The organism is Pseudovibrio sp. JE062 (assembly GCF_000156235.1).
Lineage (GTDB): Bacteria > Pseudomonadota > Alphaproteobacteria > Rhizobiales > Stappiaceae > Pseudovibrio.
This window is the reverse complement of the sequence record NZ_DS996813.1, coordinates 148,936-170,060: the sequence shown is the minus strand read 5'-3', so window position 1 is coordinate 170,060 and position 21,125 is coordinate 148,936. Positions and strand designations below refer to the sequence as shown.

The 21,125-nt window shown below is 50.6% G+C and carries 23 protein-coding genes; 21 read left to right on the top strand and 2 right to left on the bottom strand.

The genetic code is table 11. The annotated features are described in order from the left end of the window. Positions 1–51: 51 nt before the first annotated feature. The 14 genes from PJE062_RS21315 (at position 52) to PJE062_RS21250 (ending at position 10,615) form a co-directional block, all read left to right on the top strand. A complete protein-coding gene (locus PJE062_RS21315; RefSeq protein WP_008552024.1) occupies positions 52–1,245 on the top strand; it encodes a flagellar hook protein FlgE in 1,194 nt (397 codons plus the stop codon). 11 nt (positions 1,246–1,256) lie between these two features. Further along, positions 1,257–2,696, top strand: a complete 1,440-nt coding sequence (gene flgK / locus PJE062_RS21310; RefSeq protein ID WP_008551781.1) for a flagellar hook-associated protein FlgK — start codon at positions 1,257–1,259, stop codon at positions 2,694–2,696. Positions 2,697–2,698: 2 nt separating this feature from the next. After that, positions 2,699–3,760, top strand: a complete 1,062-nt coding sequence (locus PJE062_RS21305; protein ID WP_037037901.1) for a flagellar hook-associated family protein — start codon at positions 2,699–2,701, stop codon at positions 3,758–3,760. A 39-nt stretch (positions 3,761–3,799) separates the two neighbouring features. Continuing rightward, positions 3,800–4,147, top strand: a complete 348-nt coding sequence (gene flaF, locus PJE062_RS21300) for a flagellar biosynthesis regulator FlaF (protein ID WP_008551915.1) — start codon at positions 3,800–3,802, stop codon at positions 4,145–4,147. 15 nt (positions 4,148–4,162) lie between these two features. Further along, a complete protein-coding gene (locus tag PJE062_RS21295; protein WP_008551943.1) occupies positions 4,163–4,615 on the top strand; it encodes a flagellar biosynthesis repressor FlbT in 453 nt (150 codons plus the stop codon). 11 nt (positions 4,616–4,626) lie between these two features. Further along, on the top strand, positions 4,627–5,085 hold the full coding sequence (gene flgD / locus PJE062_RS21290) for a flagellar hook assembly protein FlgD (protein ID WP_008552042.1): 459 nt from the start codon (positions 4,627–4,629) through the stop codon (positions 5,083–5,085). A 23-nt stretch (positions 5,086–5,108) separates the two neighbouring features. Continuing rightward, the gene (gene fliQ, locus PJE062_RS21285) at positions 5,109–5,375 is read left to right on the top strand and encodes a flagellar biosynthesis protein FliQ (RefSeq protein ID WP_008552027.1); all 267 of its coding nucleotides are present in this window, start codon (positions 5,109–5,111) and stop codon (positions 5,373–5,375) included. Between the two features lie 145 nt (positions 5,376–5,520). Then, the gene (flhA, locus tag PJE062_RS21280; RefSeq protein WP_008551884.1) at positions 5,521–7,602 is read left to right on the top strand and encodes a flagellar biosynthesis protein FlhA; all 2,082 of its coding nucleotides are present in this window, start codon (positions 5,521–5,523) and stop codon (positions 7,600–7,602) included. Further along, complete coding sequence (locus PJE062_RS21275; protein ID WP_037037899.1) at positions 7,599–8,354, top strand: flagellar biosynthetic protein FliR; 756 nt, start codon at positions 7,599–7,601, stop codon at positions 8,352–8,354. Before flhA ends, PJE062_RS21275 begins: the two co-directional genes overlap by 4 nt. Positions 8,355–8,357: 3 nt before the next feature. Then, on the top strand, positions 8,358–8,762 hold the full coding sequence (locus tag PJE062_RS21270; RefSeq protein WP_008551851.1) for a hypothetical protein: 405 nt from the start codon (positions 8,358–8,360) through the stop codon (positions 8,760–8,762). A 61-nt stretch (positions 8,763–8,823) separates the two neighbouring features. Then, positions 8,824–9,306, top strand: coding sequence for a rod-binding protein (locus PJE062_RS21265; RefSeq protein WP_008551927.1), 483 nt, complete (start codon positions 8,824–8,826; stop codon positions 9,304–9,306). Beyond that, complete coding sequence (locus PJE062_RS25855) at positions 9,307–9,759, top strand: hypothetical protein (RefSeq protein ID WP_014285259.1); 453 nt, start codon at positions 9,307–9,309, stop codon at positions 9,757–9,759. Between the two features lie 6 nt (positions 9,760–9,765). After that, complete coding sequence (locus PJE062_RS21255) at positions 9,766–10,257, top strand: flagellar basal body-associated FliL family protein (protein ID WP_014285260.1); 492 nt, start codon at positions 9,766–9,768, stop codon at positions 10,255–10,257. 22 nt (positions 10,258–10,279) lie between these two features. Next, a complete protein-coding gene (locus PJE062_RS21250; protein ID WP_208982426.1) occupies positions 10,280–10,615 on the top strand; it encodes a hypothetical protein in 336 nt (111 codons plus the stop codon). Between the two features lie 48 nt (positions 10,616–10,663). Here the strand turns inward: PJE062_RS21250 and PJE062_RS21245 are convergent, their stop codons facing one another. Together PJE062_RS21245 and PJE062_RS21240 are read right to left on the bottom strand one after the other, a co-directional pair. Further along, on the bottom strand, positions 10,664–11,344 hold the full coding sequence (locus tag PJE062_RS21245; RefSeq protein WP_008551859.1) for a GntR family transcriptional regulator: 681 nt from the start codon (positions 11,342–11,344) through the stop codon (positions 10,664–10,666). A gap of 263 nt (positions 11,345–11,607) precedes the next feature. Beyond that, complete coding sequence (locus PJE062_RS21240; RefSeq protein WP_008551763.1) at positions 11,608–11,820, bottom strand: SlyX family protein; 213 nt, start codon at positions 11,818–11,820, stop codon at positions 11,608–11,610. A gap of 457 nt (positions 11,821–12,277) precedes the next feature. On the opposite strand from PJE062_RS21240, the gene PJE062_RS21235 reads away from it, so the two are divergent. The 7 genes from PJE062_RS21235 to PJE062_RS21205 all read left to right on the top strand — a co-directional run bounded on the left by PJE062_RS21235 (position 12,278) and on the right by PJE062_RS21205 (position 20,620). Then, positions 12,278–12,721: a MerR family DNA-binding transcriptional regulator gene (locus PJE062_RS21235; RefSeq protein ID WP_008551968.1), complete on the top strand. Its 444-nt coding sequence runs from the start codon at positions 12,278–12,280 to the stop codon at positions 12,719–12,721. A gap of 585 nt (positions 12,722–13,306) precedes the next feature. Then, positions 13,307–14,896: an ABC transporter substrate-binding protein gene (locus tag PJE062_RS21230; RefSeq protein ID WP_008551800.1), complete on the top strand. Its 1,590-nt coding sequence runs from the start codon at positions 13,307–13,309 to the stop codon at positions 14,894–14,896. 127 nt (positions 14,897–15,023) lie between these two features. Beyond that, on the top strand, positions 15,024–16,034 hold the full coding sequence (locus tag PJE062_RS21225) for an ABC transporter permease subunit (protein WP_037037896.1): 1,011 nt from the start codon (positions 15,024–15,026) through the stop codon (positions 16,032–16,034). Positions 16,035–16,037: 3 nt separating this feature from the next. Then, positions 16,038–16,937, top strand: a complete 900-nt coding sequence (locus PJE062_RS21220; protein WP_008552025.1) for an ABC transporter permease subunit — start codon at positions 16,038–16,040, stop codon at positions 16,935–16,937. 2 nt (positions 16,938–16,939) lie between these two features. Further along, on the top strand, positions 16,940–17,782 hold the full coding sequence (locus PJE062_RS21215; protein WP_008552065.1) for an ABC transporter ATP-binding protein: 843 nt from the start codon (positions 16,940–16,942) through the stop codon (positions 17,780–17,782). Then, positions 17,782–18,609: a dipeptide ABC transporter ATP-binding protein gene (locus PJE062_RS21210; protein ID WP_008551751.1), complete on the top strand. Its 828-nt coding sequence runs from the start codon at positions 17,782–17,784 to the stop codon at positions 18,607–18,609. Before PJE062_RS21215 ends, PJE062_RS21210 begins: the two co-directional genes overlap by 1 nt. A gap of 427 nt (positions 18,610–19,036) precedes the next feature. Then, positions 19,037–20,620 carry an ABC transporter substrate-binding protein gene (locus PJE062_RS21205; protein WP_008551774.1) on the top strand — a complete coding sequence of 528 codons (1,584 nt, stop codon included), beginning with the start codon at positions 19,037–19,039 and terminating at the stop codon, positions 20,618–20,620. Positions 20,621–21,125: the final 505 nt, after the last annotated feature.

The window sequence follows — 21,125 nt, the reverse complement described above, 5'->3', positions numbered from 1 at the left end:
AGCTTTACTGCGATGAGTTAATTTTGCAATTGATGTAGCCAGGAGCAGACCATGGGCCTCTACGGAATTATGAATACCAGCGTGTCAGGTATGAACGCGCAGTCGAACAAACTCTCAACTGTCGCGGACAATATCTCCAACGCCAATACCGTAGGCTACAAACGCTACAAAACAGCATTCTCTTCCCTCGTCGGCTCTGGTGGTACGTCCGGACATGAATCCGGTATCGTGAACACAACAGTTGTTCAGACCGTTCGCCAACAAGGTGCCTTCAACTTTACCTCTCGCGGTACAGACTTGGCGATCAACGGTAAAGGTTTCTTCCAAGTTCAGGATTCTCAGGGTAGTACTTACTACACCCGCGCTGGTGATTTCGTTCTCGACAAGAATGGTCAAATGGTGAACTCAGGTGGCTACAAGTTGTTGTCTGCTGGTGGTGCGCCAGTTACTGTCGATCTTAATACTCCTGTCTGGCAGGCGAGTAGTGAGGGTGAACTTGGTGTGAACTTGGCGTCTAGTACACCTGTACGTACCGGTGCTCCGAGTTACCCGGGAAACTTTGACTACAAAACATCGGTCAGCGCTTATGATCAGAATGGTAATGTAGTTAAGATCGATCTCGTTTACTCAAAAATCGGTCAGAACATGACCGGTAGTACGGTTGATGATTCAACTTGGAAAGTTCAGGCCTACAATCAAGATACTCCGCCAGTTGAACTGGCAAACGTTGATCTGGTTTTTGATGGTGATGGTACACTTCAGACTGGTTCGCCTGATGAGTTGGCATTTACCGTGCCAAATGGTGAGACGCTGACTCTTGATCTGAGTAAGACAGTAACTGCAGGCGATAAGTTCAGCGTCAACAAGGTTGATGTAGACGGTTATGGGCCTTCAACTATTAAGACTATTCGTATTGAAGCTGATGGTCGGGTATTTGGGGTCTATGAGGGAAGTGCTGAAAAGCTACTTGATCAAATTCAGATCGTAAACTTCTCTAACCCTGACGGCTTGCAGGCAAAAAGCGGTAATGTTTATGCTGCAACAGATGCCTCCGGCGATCCGGCGGTAGGTTTCCCCGGAGATAATGGATTTGGTTCTCTCTACTCAGGTGCGGTCGAGGGGTCTAACGTGGACCTTGCTGCTGAGTTGACGGAAATGGTTCAGGCGCAACGTACCTACAGCGCGAATACGAAAGTATTCAATGCAAGTTCTGAGCTTCTTCAAGAGCTGAATAACTTACGTTAAGGGCGCTAAGTATGTCACTTACCTCCGCAATGCTTACGGCGCAGTCTTCCATTGCAGCACGCTCTGCTGAGATGGCGATTGCGTCGCGCAACGTCGCTAATGTCAATAATCCAGGCTACTCGCGCCAAGAGGCAGTGGTTCAGAATATTGTCAGTGACACTGGCTCTGTTGTTTATGTTTCGCACGCGTCGCGGATGGTCAATCAGGCGGCGTTCAAGGCAACTCTGAAGACTGGTAGTGCTGCAATTGCATCTGGCTCCTATGCCAATATGCTGGATCAGCTCAATCCATCTGGGCAGGTGCCTTTTGGTACGAGTATTGCCTCAGGAATTGGTACATTAGGTGAAGCGATCGTGTCATACGGCAACGATCCTTCAAACCAGGTATTAGGTCAGTCGGTTGTGAACTCTGCTACCGCACTGGTTGATGATATAAAGCAATCTTCTGAATCCTTGAAAGAAACTCGCCTTGAAGCTGATGCAGCAATGGGGCGTGCTGTCGACAACATCAATAACATCCTTTCAGACTTGGAAGAGGTTAACGGTAAAATCGTTACTGGTTCAAATGCTGGCCAGGATGTGAATAGCCTCATGGATCAGCGAGATGAAATGCTGCGGGTCCTTTCTGAGGAAATCGGCATTACAGTTCTCGACCAGGAAAACAATGGTGTCGCAGTTTACACTGACAGCGGTGTGACACTTTTTGAGAAGGTGGCTAGAGAAGTCTCATTTGAGACATCTTTGTCACTTGGATCAGGAGAGGTCGGTAAGAATATCTTAGTCGATGGGATCGCAGTGGCAGGGCCGGGCGCCACAATGCCGGTATCCGGAGGTGCGATCGCCGGTTATGCGAAAATTCGTGACGATACTCTTGTTACGATGCAGACACAACTCGATGAAGCTGCAGAAGCATTAGTTGATGCCTTTCAAGAGACACAGCCAGGTGGAACAGCACCTCAAGATGGCCTGTTTACTTTTGCTGCCGGTACTGGAGATCTAATTGGTCGCTTAAAAGTGCATGATGCCGTGAATCCTGCAGCTGGTGGGGATGTAAAGCTTTTGCGTGACGGTGGTATCAATGGTGCCGCGTACAAACACAACACCGGCGATAATGCAGGCTATTCTGACCTTTTAAAGAGCTACGAAGCGGCTTTAAATCAAGAGCGAACATTTGACCCAACCTCAGGTGTGAACCCAACATCAACACTGAAAGATTTCGCATCCAACACTGTCAGTTGGTTTAGTGCGGAGCGTAAGATCGCGACGGAAACATCAACACTTGATGCATCGGCTTTCAGTTCAAATGCGCAAATGCTCTCCAATAAAACAGGTGTAAATATTGACACAGAAATGCAGCGCCTCTTGACGATTGAGACTGCTTATTCTGCATCTGCACGACTGATGACAGCAGTCGATCGAATGTTCCAAGAGCTTCTGAGCGCAGTGAGGTAACTATGGTTTATACAGTATCAACATTATCTAGTTCGATCCGGCTCTCAGACTATCTGACGGAACAGCGTGCGCGGTTGGATAAAGCAGTTATTGAGAATGCCTCAAAGAAACACGCTGACATGGGATTGGCATTAGGAGCGCAAACCGGAGCTTCTACGTCTTTTCGTTCAGAGTACTCACAGCTAGAAAGTCAGTTGGATACGAACCGCCAGTTGGTGACTCGACTTGATGTGATGAACACTGCGTTGGACAACATCCACGAGAGCAATGCTGACTTCCGTTCTGATCTTATTGCTTTGAAGAGCAACTCCAACAATCTGAAGACAGCTTCTAATCTCGCATATACTGAACTGGATAAACTCACTAACGCTCTCAACACAAATGTGAGCGGCGTTTATGTGTTTGGTGGGATTAACACAGGGACTGCACCCGTAAACGACTTTAAAAGTCTGCCAGGTGGACCTGAAGTCCAGATTGAACAAGCTTTCCAAACATTCTTTGGACATTCCATTGATGATCCTGCAACAGAGTCCATTCCTGCGAAGGGTGATCCTGCTGGTAAAGACTGGGAGACTTTTCTCGATAGTGCGGGATTTAAAGACATCTTTGGCGCGGATTGGACGACGCACTGGTCTTCGGCGACTAATGAAAAAATGACGTCCACAATTGAAAATGGTGTGACGACTACCGGCTCGGGCTCTGCAAATGAAAAGGCATTTGGTGAGTTGGCCGAAGGGCTCTCTATCGTTGCAGTGTTTGGGAAGCTCAATCTCAATACTGAGGCTGAGAAGTTTATCACTGATCGTGCAGTGAACAGTTTGAACAGTGGGGTCGACAAAACCATCGTTATCGAAGCGCAAAATGGCGCGATCAAAACGAATGTTGAGCGCACTAACTCAGATATTATTGCCAAAAAAGACGTTTTGAACATGCGCATCAATGACCTTGAAAACATTGATGAAAACCGCGCAGCAGTAGAGTTAAGCCTTGCTCAGACCCAGCTTGAGGCGACTTACGCTATTACTGCAAAAATCAAAGACCTGAACATTATGAAGTATCTGTAGGTGTTTAAGGATACGAGTGAAACACTCTTGGAGTACTGAATGTATCAAATGTCATACGCCGAAACGCTTGAAGATTCTTCTGAAGATAGAAGAGGGCAAGAGCGTGAGCTGTTTTCTCTGGTAGTTGCTCAATTGCAGGCTGCAGACGAGCATGGAAGTGCATCGAGCGAAGCAGCGCAGGCTTTGACCTCAGTTCATCGCCTCTGGAGCATCTTGATCAGTGACTTAGGGAGCCCCGAAAACGGGCTTCCGGCTGAGTTGCGCGCGGATCTCATTTCAATTGGGATCTGGTGTGTCAAACAAGCTGATTTGATCCGTGAGGGGAAGTCTGACGATTTCAAGAGCCTGATTGAGATTAATGAACTTGTTCGTGACGGGTTAAGTTAAGCGAGAGGATTACTTATGCGTTTGCACCTAAAAGCAGGTGAGAAAGTATTTATCAATGGCGCTGTTTTGTCATTTGAGCAAAAGACGTCAGTGAAGCTTTTAAATGACGCAAGTTTTCTTCTTGAAGCTTATGTCATGCAGCCAGAAGACACGACGACGCCACTTCGACAGCTATATTTCTATGTCCAGAATGCGTTGATCGACCCTAAAACTGAGTTGGAAAGCCTTCATGGTGCTCTCTTGATGCTTGCATCAATCCATAGGGCTGTTGAAAATCCAGAGCTTATCGAAGGGCTAGGGATCGTCGAAAAGAAGATCAAGGATAAGAGATATTTTGACGCTCTTCGCACTTTGAAGAAGCTCTTCGCTGTTGAGATGGCTATTTGGTCTGATGAGCAGTCGAAGGGCGAAAGCGAACAGTCTGAAACTGTTGTTATGCCATTTGCTCGCGCAGTGGGCGAGAACTAAAGGAAATCGAGATGAGTGTTGACCCGGTAGGAACCGCCAATGGAGCTTCATCCAACGAGCCTGTTTTCAAGCCACAGGGCAGTGAGCAGGCGTATTTGGATTACAATGCGTTCCTGATGCTTTTCATGGAGTCTCTGAAGAGCCAAGATCCGACAGATCCGCTTGATACAGCTGAGTATATGGGCCAGCTGGCGCAGTTCTCTGCAGTAGAACAGTCCACTAAGACTAACACTCACCTGACAGCGATGCTGCAGCAGCATTCTATCAATCAGGCGAACAATCTGATTGGCGCGACTGTCGAAGTGCCAAATGCAGATGGCACTGAGACCACCACCGGTGTGATCAAGTCAGTTCAGATCCTGACTGACGGCTCTATTGCGACACTGGAAGACGGCACAAAAGTCGCTCTCGTACCAGGTATTGAGATTTCTCGCCCTCAGGCAGATCCTCAGCCTGAAGCTGATGCTTAAGGTGGAAGTGAGACCATCCGGCGATGAATGAGGCAGATGCACTCGATATTGTGCGAACAGCAATTTGGACTGTTATTACAGCGACAGGCCCCGCAGTTGCGGGCGCCATGTTCGTTGGTTTGATTATCGCCTTGTTTCAAGCTCTCACGCAAATTCAGGAAATGACACTCACGTTCATTCCTAAGATTGTTGTGATCTTTATTTTGATTGCTATGACCGGACCATTTATCGGTTCACAGATCTTCTCACTTACTGAGATGGTCTACGGTCGCATTGAGCACGGGTTCTGATCCCGGCAGTTTCAGCTTTTATTCTTCAAGCGAGGAGGGGATAGGTCAATCACGATCCCCTCCAGACCACCCTCACACAAGCTTCCTTCTTCAATGTTTCGGCCTAAGTAGCCGCAGTATGCTTATGCCGAATTGAAGGGTGCGAATGTCTCAGACCGTGACGGGGATTGCTGCTCCAAACAGCAAACGTGATATTGGATTTGCAGTCGGAATAATCTTCATTCTGTCTGTACTGTTTCTCCCCATGCCGACGTTCATGATCGACTTCGGCCTTGCAATTTCAGTCGCATTTTCCGTTCTCATTCTGATGGTGTCGCTGTGGATTCAGCGCCCGCTTGAGTTCTCCTCTTTCCCAACCATTCTTCTGATCGCAACCATGCTTAGGTTGGCGCTGAACATTGCGACAACCCGTGTCATTCTGGCGAATGGCCACGAAGGTCCATTGGCGGCTGGGTATGTTATTAATGGCTTCTCGCAGTTCGTCATGAGCGGCGACTTTGTGATTGGTCTGATTGTCTTCGCGATCCTCGTCACAGTGAACTTCCTCGTGATCACCAAAGGTGCCAGCCGTATCGCTGAGGTCGGCGCGCGTTTTACCCTGGATGGTATCCCGGGCAAGCAGATGGCGATTGATGCTGACCTGTCAGCAGGGATGATCGACGATAAAGAAGCGCAGCGCCGCCGTGCGGAACTGGAGGAAGAAAGCTCTTTCTTCGGTGCCATGGATGGTGCATCCAAGTTCGTGCGTGGTGATGCGGTCGCTGGTCTCATCATCACCGTTGTAAACGTTCTGGGCGGCATCATCATTGGCGTAACCCGCTACGGTATGGATCTAGGGGAAGCTGCCGACGTCTTCACCAAGCTCTCCGTTGGTGATGGTCTTGTCTCGCAGATCCCGGCTCTGATCGTTTCACTTGCAGCAGGTCTGCTCGTTTCCAAAGGTGGCACCAGAGGTTCAGCCGAGCAGGCTGTTCTTGGGCAGCTGGCAGGCTACCCACGGGCGCTTGCTGTTGCTGCTTTGCTGCTCATGCTGCTGTCGTTGCTGCCGGGTCTTCCATTCCTGCCGTTTGTTTTGCTCGGCGGCGCACTCGGCTTTGCGGCCTATATCATTCCGCTGCGGGTGGAAGAAGCAAAAGCTGAGCAGGCCAAAGCTGAGCTGCAGAAAGTTGAGATGGAAAAGGAAGTCAAGAAGGAGTCCGTCAAGGATAGTCTTGAACTTGCTGAAATCGAAATGCGTCTTGGTAAACAGCTCACTGCACGTCTTCTTGCAGCAAAGCCTGAGATCGGCAACCGCATCAACAAAATGCGCAAGAAGTTCGCTGAGCAATACGGCTTCGTGGTTCCGGAGATTAAGGTAACCGACAACCTCAATCTGGAGCCAAAGAGTTACGAGTTCCGCATCCACGGCACCATTGTCGCCTCTGAGAACATCAAGGTTGGCGAACTGATGGTCATCGGTGGCAATCGTGAGCTACCAGCATTGCCGGGCACAGAAACACGTGAGCCAGCGTTCGGTATGCAGGCCATGTGGATCCCGACTGCGTTTGAACATGAAGTTAAGCGTCAGGGCTATACCACGGTTGATAACCTGTCTGTGGTGCTGACACACCTGTCTGAGGTCATCAGAAACAACCTGTCTCAGCTGCTTTCCTATAAGGACATGCGTAAGCTGTTGGATCGTCTTGATCCTGCCTATACCCGTCTGATCGATGATATTTGCCCACAGCACATTTCTTACTCTGGCCTGCAGGCTGTGTTGAAGTTGCTTCTGGCGGAGCGTATCTCCATCCGAAATCTGGCGCTGATCATGGAAGCGATTGCTGAGATTGCACCGCATGCTCGCCGTCCGGAACAGATTGCAGACCACGTGCGTATCCGCATGGCTACGCAGATCTGTGGTGATATCGCAGGCGATGGCAGCCTGAAGGTTCTGCGCCTTGGCAACCGCTGGGATCTCGCATTCCATCAGGCATTGCGCCGCGATACCAATGGTGAAGTGATCGAGTTTGATATGGAGCCGCAGCAGGTCGAGGAGTTTGCTCGAGACAGTGCTGAGGTTATCCGAGAACACATTTCCTCAGGCCAGCGTTTCGCTGTGGTGGTTGCACCTGAAGCGCGCCAGTATGTGCGCATGATCACAGAACGCATGTTCCCAGCTCTGCCAATTCTTTCTCATCTGGAAGTGGCGCGCGGCGTAGATATCGAGGCATTAGGATCAATTTCGTGACCCTAGAAAATGCTCCAGAGGCGATCCTAAGCGTCTTCGTGGTATTCTGCCGCGTTGGAGCATGCCTTATGGCTATGCCAGGGTTCTCGTCACCTCGTGTCATGGTGCAGGTGCGTTTGTTCATCGCCATCTCGGCAACTCTGGCGATCTCTCCGCTCATTCTGGTGCTGGTTGAACCAATCATTTCTGCTGCATCTCTGGATGAGCTGCTGCGCATCATCTTCGTTGAGTTGTTGATCGGCTTTCTGATTGCTGCATTTGGGCGTGCTTTCTTCGGCATGCTGCAAATGATGGCGGGAGCAGCGGCTAACGCTTCAAGTTTCAACCAGCCTGCGCCGATTGTCGAAGAATTCCAGCAATTGCCACCTATGGCAGGTTTGATTACGCTCACAGCCACGGCCATGCTGTTTATCACCGGTGCTCATGCCGATGTCTTCATTGGATTGGCGGAGAGCTATCAAGCTATACCTGTGGGAGGAGACTTCGTTCCGTCTGCCGCTGTTGATCAGTTTTCAACCAAGCTCATGCAGGGACTGCTGTTGGCATTGCGCATCACCAGCCCGTTCCTGATCTATGGCATCGTTGTGAACCTGACACTCGGTCTCACCAACAGGCTCATGCCGCAGATGCCTGTTTACTTCGTTGCGCTGCCTGTTGTCGTGATGGGTGGTCTCTTTGTTCTCTGGCAGATCATCACAGAGCTTTTGCGCCTGTTTTATGCTGGTCTGGGAGACTGGTTGGTATTGCAGTAGCCCATGGATAAAGCACGCGTCACACGCCTTCGTCGCATCATGAAGGTTCAGGAACAGAAAGAGCAAATGATCAAGTACGACATTGCTGTTCTGGAAAATGAAATTCAGCGCTGCGATGAAGAAGAGGGCAAGCTGGTCAGCCACTGGGGGCAGCACGAAGGGGAACTTCGTGAGGTGATGAACCGCGCGATCTCTAGGCGCCTTGATGCAAACAACCGCAGCAAGTCTCTGAAGCAAAAGCAAAAAGGTGAGTTGCTCGAAAAGCTGCTGGATCAGAAGCGTCAAACCAACATGACTGAGAAGCATCACGATAAGGCTCTGGTCTCGTATCACCGGACCGAGGAAAAGAAGCTGCTTCAGGAGATTGCAGAGCTGCACGCAGATACCAGTAAGGTCAGGTCCAGATAAGTCTCAGAAACTAGGGTCTTTTCGACTATACATGCCCTTCTTGTGACTAATGGGAGTGCTTATGGCCATTCAGCCTGTCAGCGACCTTGTTCTGGACGTTATTAATCAAGCGGATCCTACAGAAGTGAGAGCAGCCACCCGTGCGCTTAAAGCTCCTGCCGTTGTTTCAAAAGATCTTCCGGTGTCTGAACCGTCCTGGGCGTCCAGCAGTTTCTCCAGATTTATGGCAGAAGCTGAAAGCGCCAAGGCGAAAGGGCAGGAGGGTGTTGAGCAACTCAACTCGATGGCCAACCGCTACTCTAAGAAGCTGGACAACGCTGATCTAGGCGAAAAGCTTGAAAGCGCAATCCTCCAGACCTTCGTGAAGTCCATGCTGCCGAAGGAAATGGAAACCGTTTACGGCGGTGGAACAGCTGGAACCATGTGGAAGGGCCTCATGGCTGAGCAACTCGCCAACCAACTGGCCAAGTCCGGATCTATCGGTCTGGCTGAAATGCTCCTGCCGGATACCATTCGTCCAACTCTCCCTAAAGAAGAGGCATAAATGTCTGAAGTGATCGACAGCGAACGCAACGAGCTGGTTCTGCATGAAGAAAAGCCGGTGGTTCAGGATGCCGAGCAATCAGAGGACAAGGATGCCTACATCCTGCCTGAGGATTACATCGCTCTGTCCAAAAGCATCGACCGTGTAGACAATCTGCTGAACGCAGAAAACGAAGCGCTGGTCGGCAAAGGGGATATCGATCTGGAAGAGAGTGCGTACCTGAAAGGGCGCGCTATGCTCGATCTGGATATGGCTGGTAAAGCCGTTGGCCCGGAGAACCTGCCAAGCGAGATTGTTGTCCGTCTGCAGGATCTTCAGGAAAAGCTGTCAGTCAACATGAAGCTGCTGTCTACCCAGCTGAATGCTGTGAAAGAGGTCTCAGGTCTGCTTTCTCAGGTCATGAAGGATCACGATTCCGATGGCACTTATGAATCAATGGTTGGAAGCTGGTAAGAGCGTATGTTGAAAGTTCTCGTAACCGGAGTTTGGATTTGTCTTGTAACGGTTGTTGCAGCGTATTTCACTGCACTCTACAAGACCGATTTTGATCCGATGCTGCAAAAGAATGCGCATCTGGAAGGCTTGGATTATCAAAGCACCCCGACAATCAACGTGCCGGTGCTCGAAGACGGTAAGATCCACGGTTACATCGTAGCTCAGTTTGTTTTCACCGTTGATAGTGAACTGCTTGCCAAGCTCGCCGTTCCACCACATGCATTTATTGTCGATGAAGCCTTCCGCCTGATTTACAGCAAGGCAGACAAGGAATTCGCTCAGCTGAAGAAGTCCGATCTGAAGCAGCTGACGGAAGAGGTTCGTGATCGCGTCAATGAGCGCTTCGCAACCGACATCGTGCAGGACGTCCTCATTCAGGACTTCACCTTCCACGTGCCTGCGAGTTTGAGGGACAACATCATGGAGAATGCTGCGCAGCAGGCAGCGGCTTCATGATGTATCGACGACGATTGATCAGATGAATTGCCAGTATAAGATTTTGCACCGGGCCGTTGGCGCCGTTGATGCCCAGGATGAAGGGCGTGATATCAGAGCCAACGCTGTAGTGGTCATGCGCCCTGCAGCAGCGCCGCCTTCCTATGAGATCCTTTATGCCCCTGTCATGCTCTCTCAAGTGTCCACGGGCATGTTTGAGGGCAAGACACCACACGGTGAGATCCGTGTACGCCTTTCCGGGATCTACGGTGCAAAGCGACCGGTCATTCAAAGAGATCAACCGTACCTGCTCCTGTTAGGAGCCAGTGGGCGAAACGCCCGCATTGACGTGTTTACGCCCCCAAAGAGCGGGCAATAAAAAGCGGAGCATGTGCTCCGCTTTTTGCTTTTCAGTCATCTGACCTGATTAAACGCTGTCGCCAGCCTTTTCAGCCTGCTTCACTGCAAAGTTGGTCAGGTGATCCATCATCTCAACAGTTGCAGCCTCAGCCTTCTCAGCATCGTTGTTTGCCAATGCTTCTGCCAGCTTGTGGTGACGAATAGCAGAATCTTCGAGCTTCTCAGCACCGCGGAAGGCACTCCATGCCCGGCGGCTCATGGTCTGCAGAGGAGCCACAGCGCGTGCTGTAAACGGGTTACGGGACACAGCGCAGAGCACTTCATCAAACACCTTGTCAGCGCGCAGGTAGCCCTTCACGTCGCCTGCACGTGCCTGTGCGAGGATTTCCTCAGCGCACTGGTGCAGAGCTTCACGCTCTTCCGGTGTTGCGCGTTTAACGGCAGAAGCCACCAGAAGCTGCTCCAGAGGCTTTCTGGTTTCCAGTACCAGCACATACTCGGAGGTTTCGATCTCTGAAACGAACAGCCCTTTACGAGGGCGAATGACGATCAGGCCCTCGGTTGAAAGGCGCTTGATGGCTTCGCGCACTGGGGTCCGGCCAATTCCGGTCCGTTCGCAAAGGTCGCCTTCAGTCAGGGCCATGCCCGGAGCAAGGTCAAGGTTGACGATCAACTCTTCAATCAGACGATAAGCTTTATCAGCAAGGCTCTCCTTTTTATGGGTCGCCAGAATCTGCTCAATAGCCATTGGGTTTCTTTCTCATCCAGGCTTTTTTGTTCCCAGGTGCTGCGCAAAAAGTACAGCAGTGGCAGCCCTTATAGGCGGCGGAACAGAAAATTGTATTCTTCACTCGCGTAACGTTGAGTGATCCACGAAAAAAGGGCCTGCGTTCAAGCAACAGCAGACCTGTCATCTCTTAATATCAGGTTTCCCCTTACCTGAGTATACCTATCTTTGCTGATGTTCAGCAGGAAAATAGTTTCCTCTTGGTTTAGGAAAGCCTTGTTTGCTCAGTAATGTGGAGGTTTCTGGTTGGCTGGTGCTTGTTCAACCAACTCCTGAATATCAAGCAGGTGGTCTTTCATCTGTCCCATTGCTGAAACGAGTCGGTCGATCACCTGTGCCTGATTGGAAACCACATCATTGAGCGTTTCGATCGTCTCGTTCTGATGTGCGATATGCACTTCCAGATCGTCGATCCGTTCCTCAAGACTCTTAGTCATAACTTATCCTAGAACGTGCCTTCGCCTGCAGTCTTCCACGTTAAGACGGAAGCTACACATACATGTACATGTCACTGAAACAACCTAAGCCAAAGGCAAGCAGCTTCAGTAGGCGTCGTAGCGGCAGAGGTCTTCCAAATGACCCAAATTGTCAAGTGAAGCAATTGCGGCTGCGCAATTAAAATTCAAAAATGCGCAGCTTAGTGAAGTTCTATGGCATCTCCTGTGGGTTTATCCCGTGCTTTTTTACAAAGCGGTTTCGATTTTTCGCAATATTACCTATCTGGCTAATTGCAATTTATGGTAATTTCTGATGGTTATCCTATAGGTAAAGATTAGGAAGATAACGAGAAGTGGTAAACCTGCTGACAGTTTAGTGATAGAGTGTAATCACACTGGTAAGGCTTTACGAGGACGTTAGGTAACGTCAATTGGACTTTCTCGATAAGGGGGATGCATGTCTGTCAAAAGAGAAGAAACGCGAAACCCTCTTGAGGAAGCGGAAAAAGCCAGCGATCGCTCTGATCAGGAACTGTTCGGCATTGGTGATCTGGCTGAAGAGTTCGAGATCTCAACCCGCTCCATTCGCTTTTATGAAAGCAAGGGGCTCATCTCTCCTCAGCGGGTGAATGGCGTACGCATCTATAACCGCAAGGACAGGGCGCGTCTGGCGCTAATCCTGCGCGGGAAGGCGATCGGCTCATCACTCTCCGAGATCAAGCACTTCCTCGACCTCTATGGTCAGCACGGGGAAGGGCACCGCCAGCAGCTTGAATACCTTGCCTCACGAACGGGGGAAGTCCTCAAGGAGCTCAGTGCAAGAAAAGATGCATTGGAAGTGACTATTTCTGAGATCCAGTCCATACATAACGAGTGTATGGCCAAGCTAACCGAAGAATAAACACAGCCCAAAACTGTTGGATTTACAGGCTTGTGTGACACGCTTTACGTGTGTCCGCAGGCCCGTAGTCGTATAAGCTCCTGATAGTATTGTGTAAAAACTGTATAAATATTCGTCTCCGATTCTAAAGTATAATTACCTCCTCGCGAATATGTGGTAAGAATACCTATGTAATTTCAGGTAAGTAAAAAGGAATAAAACAACCTGAAGGTGCAGTTCTAGGTAGTCGTACCGATTAGACAGTGCTTCTGAAATTTTTAATTATTTCCGAAGTCAGAAACGAAACTTAATGCTCTAAAATCATCTGTCGAAGAATTAATCGCACATGCTTGTGCGGTGTCGGTGATTTGGTTTGAGCTATGAGTGAGTAATCTCGTCGCGGAATTACGTGCAAGCCGAAATCGAAAAGCCCGAAGGATGCTCGTCCTCGCAGTCATGCGTGTGCACCTTTGCGTTGAGAAAACGGTCTTCCATCCTCCCGCTGCCTGAATAGTCCCTCACGGCAAAGATCCCTGAAGAAACTGCAGCAATAAGCAGTAGTGAAGAACAACTGGAACAAGCAAAAATAACGGAATGAGAACACTGATGTCCTTGAAGAAAAGCCTCTTGCTTGGTGGTAGCCTGTTCGCAGCAGCAGTTGTGGCTGGTCCTGTAATGGCAAAAACTCTCGTGTACTGCTCTGAAGGGTCTCCGGAAGGCTTTACACCGTCTCTCTACACCGCGGGGACCACATTTGATGCAAGCTCGCGTCAGATCTACAACAAGCTGGTAGAGTTCAAGCCAGGTACAACCGAAATAGTTCCGGCACTGGCAGAAAGCTGGGAAGTCTCCGATGATGGCAAGGAATACACCTTCCACCTTCGCAAAGGTGTCAAGTTCCACACCACAAAGTGGTTCACACCAACGCGCGACTTCAACGCTGATGATGTAATTTTTTCATTCGACCGTCAGGACAACAAAGACAATCCGTATCACAATGTGTCCGGAGGTACTTACGAGTACTTCAACGCGATGGACATGCCTGATCTGATCGACAGCATCGAAAAAGTTGACGACTACACCGTCAAGTTCAAGCTGACCCGTCCAGAAGCGCCAATGATCGCAAACCTGGCGATGGGCTTTGCTTCCATCCAGTCTGCTGAGTACGCAGACGCGATGTTGAACAGTAAGGAGACCTTCGATCAGAAGCCTGTTGGTACTGGTCCATTCCAGCTGGTTGCTTATCAGAAAGACGCTTTGATCCGTTACAAAGCGAACCCGGATTATTGGAGAGGCAAAGCCCCGCTGGACAATCTGGTGTTTGCAATCACTCCGGACGCATCTGTGCGCTACCAGAAGCTTGCAGCTGGCGAATGTCATGTGATGGCTTATCCAAACCCGGCTGATCTGGAAGCAATGTCCAAAGATCCAAACATCACCCTCCTGCAGCAGGAAGGTCTGAATGTTGGTTATCTGGCCTACAACACCCAGCAGGCACCATTTGATAATCCAAAAGTGCGTAAAGCGCTGAACATGGCGATTAACAAACAGGCCATTCTGGATGCTGTGTTCCAGGGCGTAGGGCAGGTTGCGAAGAACCCGATCCCGCCGACCATGTGGTCCTACAACAATGAAGTTGTTGATGATCCATATGATCCGGAAGCTGCAAAAGCAGCGCTGGAAGCTGAAGGTGTCACAGATCTGGAAATGAAGATCTGGGCAATGCCTGTACAGCGCCCTTACAACCCGAACGCACGCCGCATGGCTGAGCTCCTTCAGGCTGACTTCGCGAAAGTCGGTGTTGATGTTGAGATCGTGACCTATGAATGGGGTGAGTATCTGAAGCGATCTGCTGACGAGAAGCGTGACGGCGCAGTTCTGCTGGGCTGGACCGGTGACAACGGTGATCCGGACAACTTCCTCGCAGTGCTTCTGTCCTGTGACGCTGTGGGTGGCTCAAATCGTGCACAGTGGTGTAACGATGAATTTAATGAACTCGTTGAAAAAGCGAAACAGGTATCTGACGTAGATGAACGCACGAGACTTTATGAAGAAGCTCAGGTAGTATTCAAGCGTGAAGCGCCTTGGGCAACTATTGCGCATTCTCTCGTCTCTGAGCCTATTAGTGTTCGTGTTGAAAACTACAAGATTGACCCCCTCGGCGGTCATTACTTCTATGGTGTAGATCTGAAGTAGAAATAATTTTCCGCTGGACAATTTGTATCCCGGCGATGTATTCGCCGGGATACTTTTTTGGAAAAGTCTTCCATACCGCAGGTGGTTTCCTGCGGATAAACAATCCTCTGATTGGTGTGACTGAAGTATGCTTCGTCTCATATTTAAAAAACTGGGTTTGCTCGTCCCGACTTTTATCGGGGTTACATTGACCTCGTTCTTCTTTATTCGCCTGCTTCCGGGCGATCCAATTTTGCTTCTGGCTGGCGAACGCGGTGTCAGTCCTGAGCGTTACAACGAGCTGATGGTCCAGTTCGGTTATGACAAACCGGTCTGGGAACAGTATCTTTCTTATCTGGGCAATTTGTTCCAGGGCGACCTTGGCGTATCTATCGTCACAAAACAGCCGGTTCTTCAGGAGTTTATGACCCTGTTCCCGGCAACCGTAGAGCTCTCCATCTGTGCGATTATCTTCGCCGTGGTTGTTGGTCTTCCTGCAGGTATTATCGCAGCAGTAAAACGCGGTAAGACTCTGGACCACACCGTGATGACAACAGCTCTCGTTGGGTATTCTATGCCAATCTTCTGGTGGGGCCTGCTGCTGATCATCTTCTTCTCCGGCATTTTGGGATGGACGCCGGTATCAGGACGTATATCGCTGCTCTACTGGATTGAACCGGTCACCGGCTTCATGCTGATTGATACGTTGCTGGCTGATGAGCCAGGTGCATTCGCATCCGCGGTGAGTCACTTGATTCTTCCAACAGTCGTTCTTGGCACAATTCCACTGGCTGTGATCGCTCGTCAGACACGATCTGCCATGCTGGAGGTTCTGGATGAAGATTATGTGCGTACCGCGCGTGCAAAAGGTCTGTCCAACTTCCGCGTGATTGGCATTCATGCACTGCGTAATGCATTGATTCCTGTCATCACCATCATCGGCCTTCAGATCGGCGTTCTGTTCGCCGGTGCGATCCTGACTGAGAGCATCTTCTCATGGCCAGGCATCGGCAAGTGGATGGTTGATAGTATTTTCCGCCGTGACTACCCGGTCGTTCAGGGCGGTCTCTTGATGATTGCTGCAATCGTCATGATCGTGAACCTGATTGTGGACCTGATGTATGGTCTGATTAATCCGAAAATTCGGCATACGGAGTAAATCATGGCTGACGTGACACAAAATTCCGCGCCGGATACCCGGTTTGAACTTATCGTCAACTTCTGGAGACATTTCCGCACCAACAAAGGGGCTGTTGCGGGTCTGATCTTCTTTATGACGCTTGTGGTTATCGCACTTGGCGCTGTGGTCATCGCACCACACTCACCAATCGAGCAGTACCGCGATGCGCTGCTGCTGCCACCTGCATGGCAGGAAGGTGGGGACTGGTCCTACATTCTTGGCACCGATGCTGTTGGACGTGACCTGCTGTCCCGTCTGATCTACGGCAGCCAGTTCTCGCTGTTCATCGGTGTGGTGGTTGTTTCCGTAGCGCTCGTTGTTGGTGTCTGCCTTGGTCTGGTGGCTGGTACGTTTGGTGGTTGGATTGATACCATCATCATGCGCATCATGGACATCATCCTGGCGTTTCCATCCTTGCTGCTTGCTCTGGTGCTTGTTGCAATCCTCGGTCCGTCGCTCATCAATGCGATGATCGCGATCGCGATTGTTCAGCAGCCATACTACGTGCGTCTGACCCGTGCATCTGTGATGTCCGAGATGAGCCGTGAGTATGTGATGGCCGCACGCGTGTCCGGTGTTGGCACTCTGCGTCTGATGTTCGTGACCGTGCTGCCAAACTGTATGGCACCGCTCATCGTTCAGGCTGCACTGTCCTTCTCCACCGCGATCCTCGATGCAGCAGCTCTCGGCTTCCTCGGCATGGGTGCGCAGGCTCCGGATCCAGAGTGGGGCACAATGCTTGCTGAATCCCGTGAGTTCATCCTGCGTGCGCCATGGGTCGTGACCTTCCCAGGTCTTGCGATCCTGACCACCGTGCTGGCGATCAACCTGATCGGTGATGGTCTGCGTGACGCACTCGATCCTAAGCTGAAGAGGAGCTGATCATGGCCCTTCTTGAAATTGAAAACCTCACAGTTGAATTCGACACAGTCGATGGGCGTTTTCGTGCTCTGGATGGTGTGAGTTATTCCATTGAGGCAGGCGAAGTGCTTGCTGTTGTGGGCGAGAGTGGCTCCGGTAAATCCGTCGCCATGCTTGCTGTGATGGGACTTCTGGCAAACAACGGTCACCTGTGGGCGGATAAGCTGGAGTTTGAAGGCTACGACCTTCTGACCATGTCTGCAAAACAGCGCCGTGAGATCATTGGTAAAGACATTTCCATGATCTTCCAGGAGCCAATTGCCAGCCTCAACCCATGCTTCACCGTGGGCTCTCAGATCGATGAGACTCTGAAAGAGCACACCAGCATGAGCCGCGGCGAGCGTAAAGCGCGTGCGATCGAACTTCTGGAATCTGTTGGGATGCCAGAGCCGGCAAAGGCTCTGAAAAAGTACCCGCACCAGATGTCCGGTGGTCAGTGTCAGCGCGTCATGATCGCCATGGCAATTGCCTGTAAGCCAAAACTGCTGATCGCGGATGAGCCAACCACTGCGCTCGACGTGACCATTCAGAAGCAGATCCTTGATCTTCTTTTGGACCTTCAGCACGAAAGTGGCATGGGTCTGATCATGATCACCCACGACATGGCTGTAGTGGCAGAAACTGCGGACCGCGTGATTGTGCAGTACAAAGGCAAGAAGATGGAAGAGGCTGACGTCTTGTCTCTCTTCGAAAGCCCGAAAAACGCATACACCAAAGCTCTGCTGTCAGCGCTTCCGGAAAATGCGACAGGAGATCGTCTGCCAACGGTGTCTGATTTCCACCTTGGTGATGGAGGTGCATCCTAATGGCTGGCGATATCATCCTCGAAGCACGCAATCTGGTGCGTGAGTACCGGACCAAAGAAGGCCTCTTCGGCAAAGAGCACGTCAACCGTGCGCTGAAGGGTATCAGCTTCTCTCTGGAACGCGGCAAGACCCTTGCTGTTGTTGGGGAATCCGGCTGTGGTAAATCCACGCTCGCCCGTATCCTGACCCTGATCGATCCGGCAACCGAAGGTGAGCTCCTCATCGAAGGCAAGCCAATCGACATCTCCAAGGAAAAGCTGTCCAAGGATATGCGCTCCAAAGTGCAGATCGTGTTCCAGAACCCATACGGTTCTTTGAACCCGCGTCAGCGCATTGGGGACGTGCTCACTGAGCCGCTCATGATCAACACCGACATGACACCGGCAGAGCGTCGCGACAAAGCGATGGAGATGCTGGTCAAGGTTGGCCTTGGTCCGGAGCACTACAGCCGCTACCCGCACATGTTCTCCGGTGGTCAGCGTCAGCGCGTCGCCATTGGACGTGCTCTGGTGCTTAACCCGTCACTGCTCATCCTCGATGAGCCAGTTTCAGCGTTGGATCTGTCCGTTCAGGCGCAAATCCTGAACTTGCTGGCGGATCTGCAGGACGAGTTTAACCTCACTTACCTGTTCATTTCTCACGATCTGTCCGTGGTGCGCTACATCGCAGACAAGGTGATGGTAATGTACTTTGGTGAGGTGGTTGAGTACGGCACCCGCGACGAAGTGTTTGGAAATCCTCAGCATGAGTATACCCGTACACTCTTCAACGCGACGCCGCAGGCGGACATCGCGCACATCAAGGCGCGACTGGCTGCTTCTCAGTAAGCTAAATTAGCAATTTAATATACAAAGCGGCGGTTCCCAAGAGGGAGCCGCCGCTTTGTCATTCATTAACGATTTTCCCCATTCAGTGCAATGTTGAAACAAATTCTTTGAAAAATACGCAATTAAGAGGAGATTTTACCGACAATTACGTATAAGGTACTCCCGTTTGCAGCTGTTGCGTATGGGGTGTGCTGGGGAGGACACAACGCAGCGGAGGGGAGGCTCAATGTTGTGCTCTATCCGCGCTATTTCTTCCCGATAACACTCTGAACTCGGCTTTCTCCTGGTGGGGAAGCCCGTAGGCTTGAGGTGAGCCTGCGGCATGGCACTGCAAAATCCTATGAGAAGAACTGCATCAAGCAGCTTCGACAAAATGATCAAAGGCCTAAGCTTTTGCATTCACTTTAGGTGATTGGGGACACGAGAAATGAAAAAATCAATTCTTATGGGCAGTGTGTTTGCTGCGACATTGGCGTTTGCTGCACCAAGCATGGCAAAGACGCTTGTATACTGCTCAGAAGGTTCTCCTGAGGGCTTCACACCAGCTCTCTACACAGCTGGTACAACATTTGACGCGTCTTCCCGTCAGATGTTCAACCGTCTGATCGAATTTGAGCGTGGCGGCACCAACATCGTTCCAGCTCTGGCTGAAAAATGGGAAGTTTCCGAAGACGGTAAGGAATACACCTTCTATCTTCGTAAGGGCGTTAAGTTCCACACCACAAAGAACTTCACTCCAACCCGCGACTTCAATGCAGACGATGTGATCTTCTCCTTTGAGCGTCAGGGTAAAAAAGATCATCCGTACCATCTGGTATCAGGCGGTACCTATGAGTACTTCGGTTACATGGATCTGGCGAACCTGATCGAAAAAATCGAACGTGTTGACGATTACACAGTTAAGTTCGTTCTCAAGCGTCCAGAAGCACCAATGCTTGCAAACCTGGCAATGGACTTTGCTTCCATCCATTCTGCTGAATATGCAGATAACATGATGGACAACAAGGATGCATTCGACCAGAACCCTGTCGGCACCGGCCCATTCCAGATGGTTGGTTACCAGAAAGATGCGATGATCCGCTATAAAGCCCACCCGGACTACTGGGCAGGCAAAGCGCCAATCGACAATCTGGTCTTCGCAATCACTCCAGATGCATCTGTTCGCTATCAGAAGCTTAAAGCGGGCGAATGTCATGTCATGCCATTCCCGAACCCAGCTGATATTGAAGCAATGAAGGAAGATCCTGCGATCAACCTGATGCAGCAGGAAGGCCTGAACGTGGGTTACCTGGCTTACAACACCAAAGTTGCGCCATTTGATAATCCAAAAGTTCGCCGTGCTCTTAACGCAGCAATGAACAAGGATGCGATCATCGATGCAGTCTTCCAGAGTGCTGGTAAGGTTGCTAAAAACCCACTTCCACCAACAATCTGGTCATACAACGATTCTATCGAAGATGATGTTTATGACGTGGAAGCTGCAAAAGCTGCTCTGGCAGCAGAAGGCGTTAAAGATCTCAAGATGAAGATCTGGGCAATGCCTGTTCAGCGTCCTTACAACCCGAACGCACGTCGTATGGCTGAAGTTATTCAGTCTGACTTTGCTGAGGTTGGTGTAGAAGTTGAGATCGTTTCCTACGAGTGGGGTGAGTACCTGAAGCGCTCTAAGGAAGAAGATCGTGACGGCGCTGTTCTTCTCGGCTGGACCGGTGACAATGGTGACCCAGACAACTTCCTTGCTGCTCTTTTGAGCTGTGAAGGCGTTGGTGGTTCCAACCGTGCTCAGTGGTGTAATGCTGAGTTCCAGGACCTGATTTCTAAAGCGAAGCTGACTTCAGATATCGCTGAGCGTACCAAGCTCTATGAGCAGGCACAGGTGGTCTTCAAGCGTGAAGCTCCATGGGCAACCATCGCTCACTCAGTTGTATCTGAGCCAGTCTCCGTAAAGGTAGACAACTACAAGATTGACCCGTTCGGTGGTCACATCTTCTACGGTGTAGGCCTGAAGTAATTCAGAGTTCTCTGATCTACGGAAAGCCCCGGCCTTGTGCCGGGGCTTTTTTGCTTGGGCATGCGGGAGTTGAAAAACTTATCCCCCTGCCTCAAAACCATGCCCATACTAATCGCATGCCTGCGTAACGGGCTGCTGGCGGAGCGACCGTCAGTTTGTCGTAGGCTGGGCGGGGCTATCGGGAGAGGTAACGCAGCTTTCGGTGGTCCGGTGAACCGAACTTCAAACGTGGCCGCATGGTTTGAGGGGAAGGGCCCAGGAATATAGGGTATCACGCGGTGACGGATACACGAGCACCGGCAAGGAGACTTGCTTTTGCGACTGTATCTGTCAGAGACGGAGGAACTGTTTGGGCAGGGAAACCTGACTGGATAAGCCACTGTCTTTCCGGGAAACCGGCTGACGGGAGACCCGTCCTTCATGCCTTATAGGCAAAAGAGGCGACGTTGTTCATCCCAAGAAAGCCCGGGCAAGGCGAGTAGCCAATGCCGAAGACTCATTACTA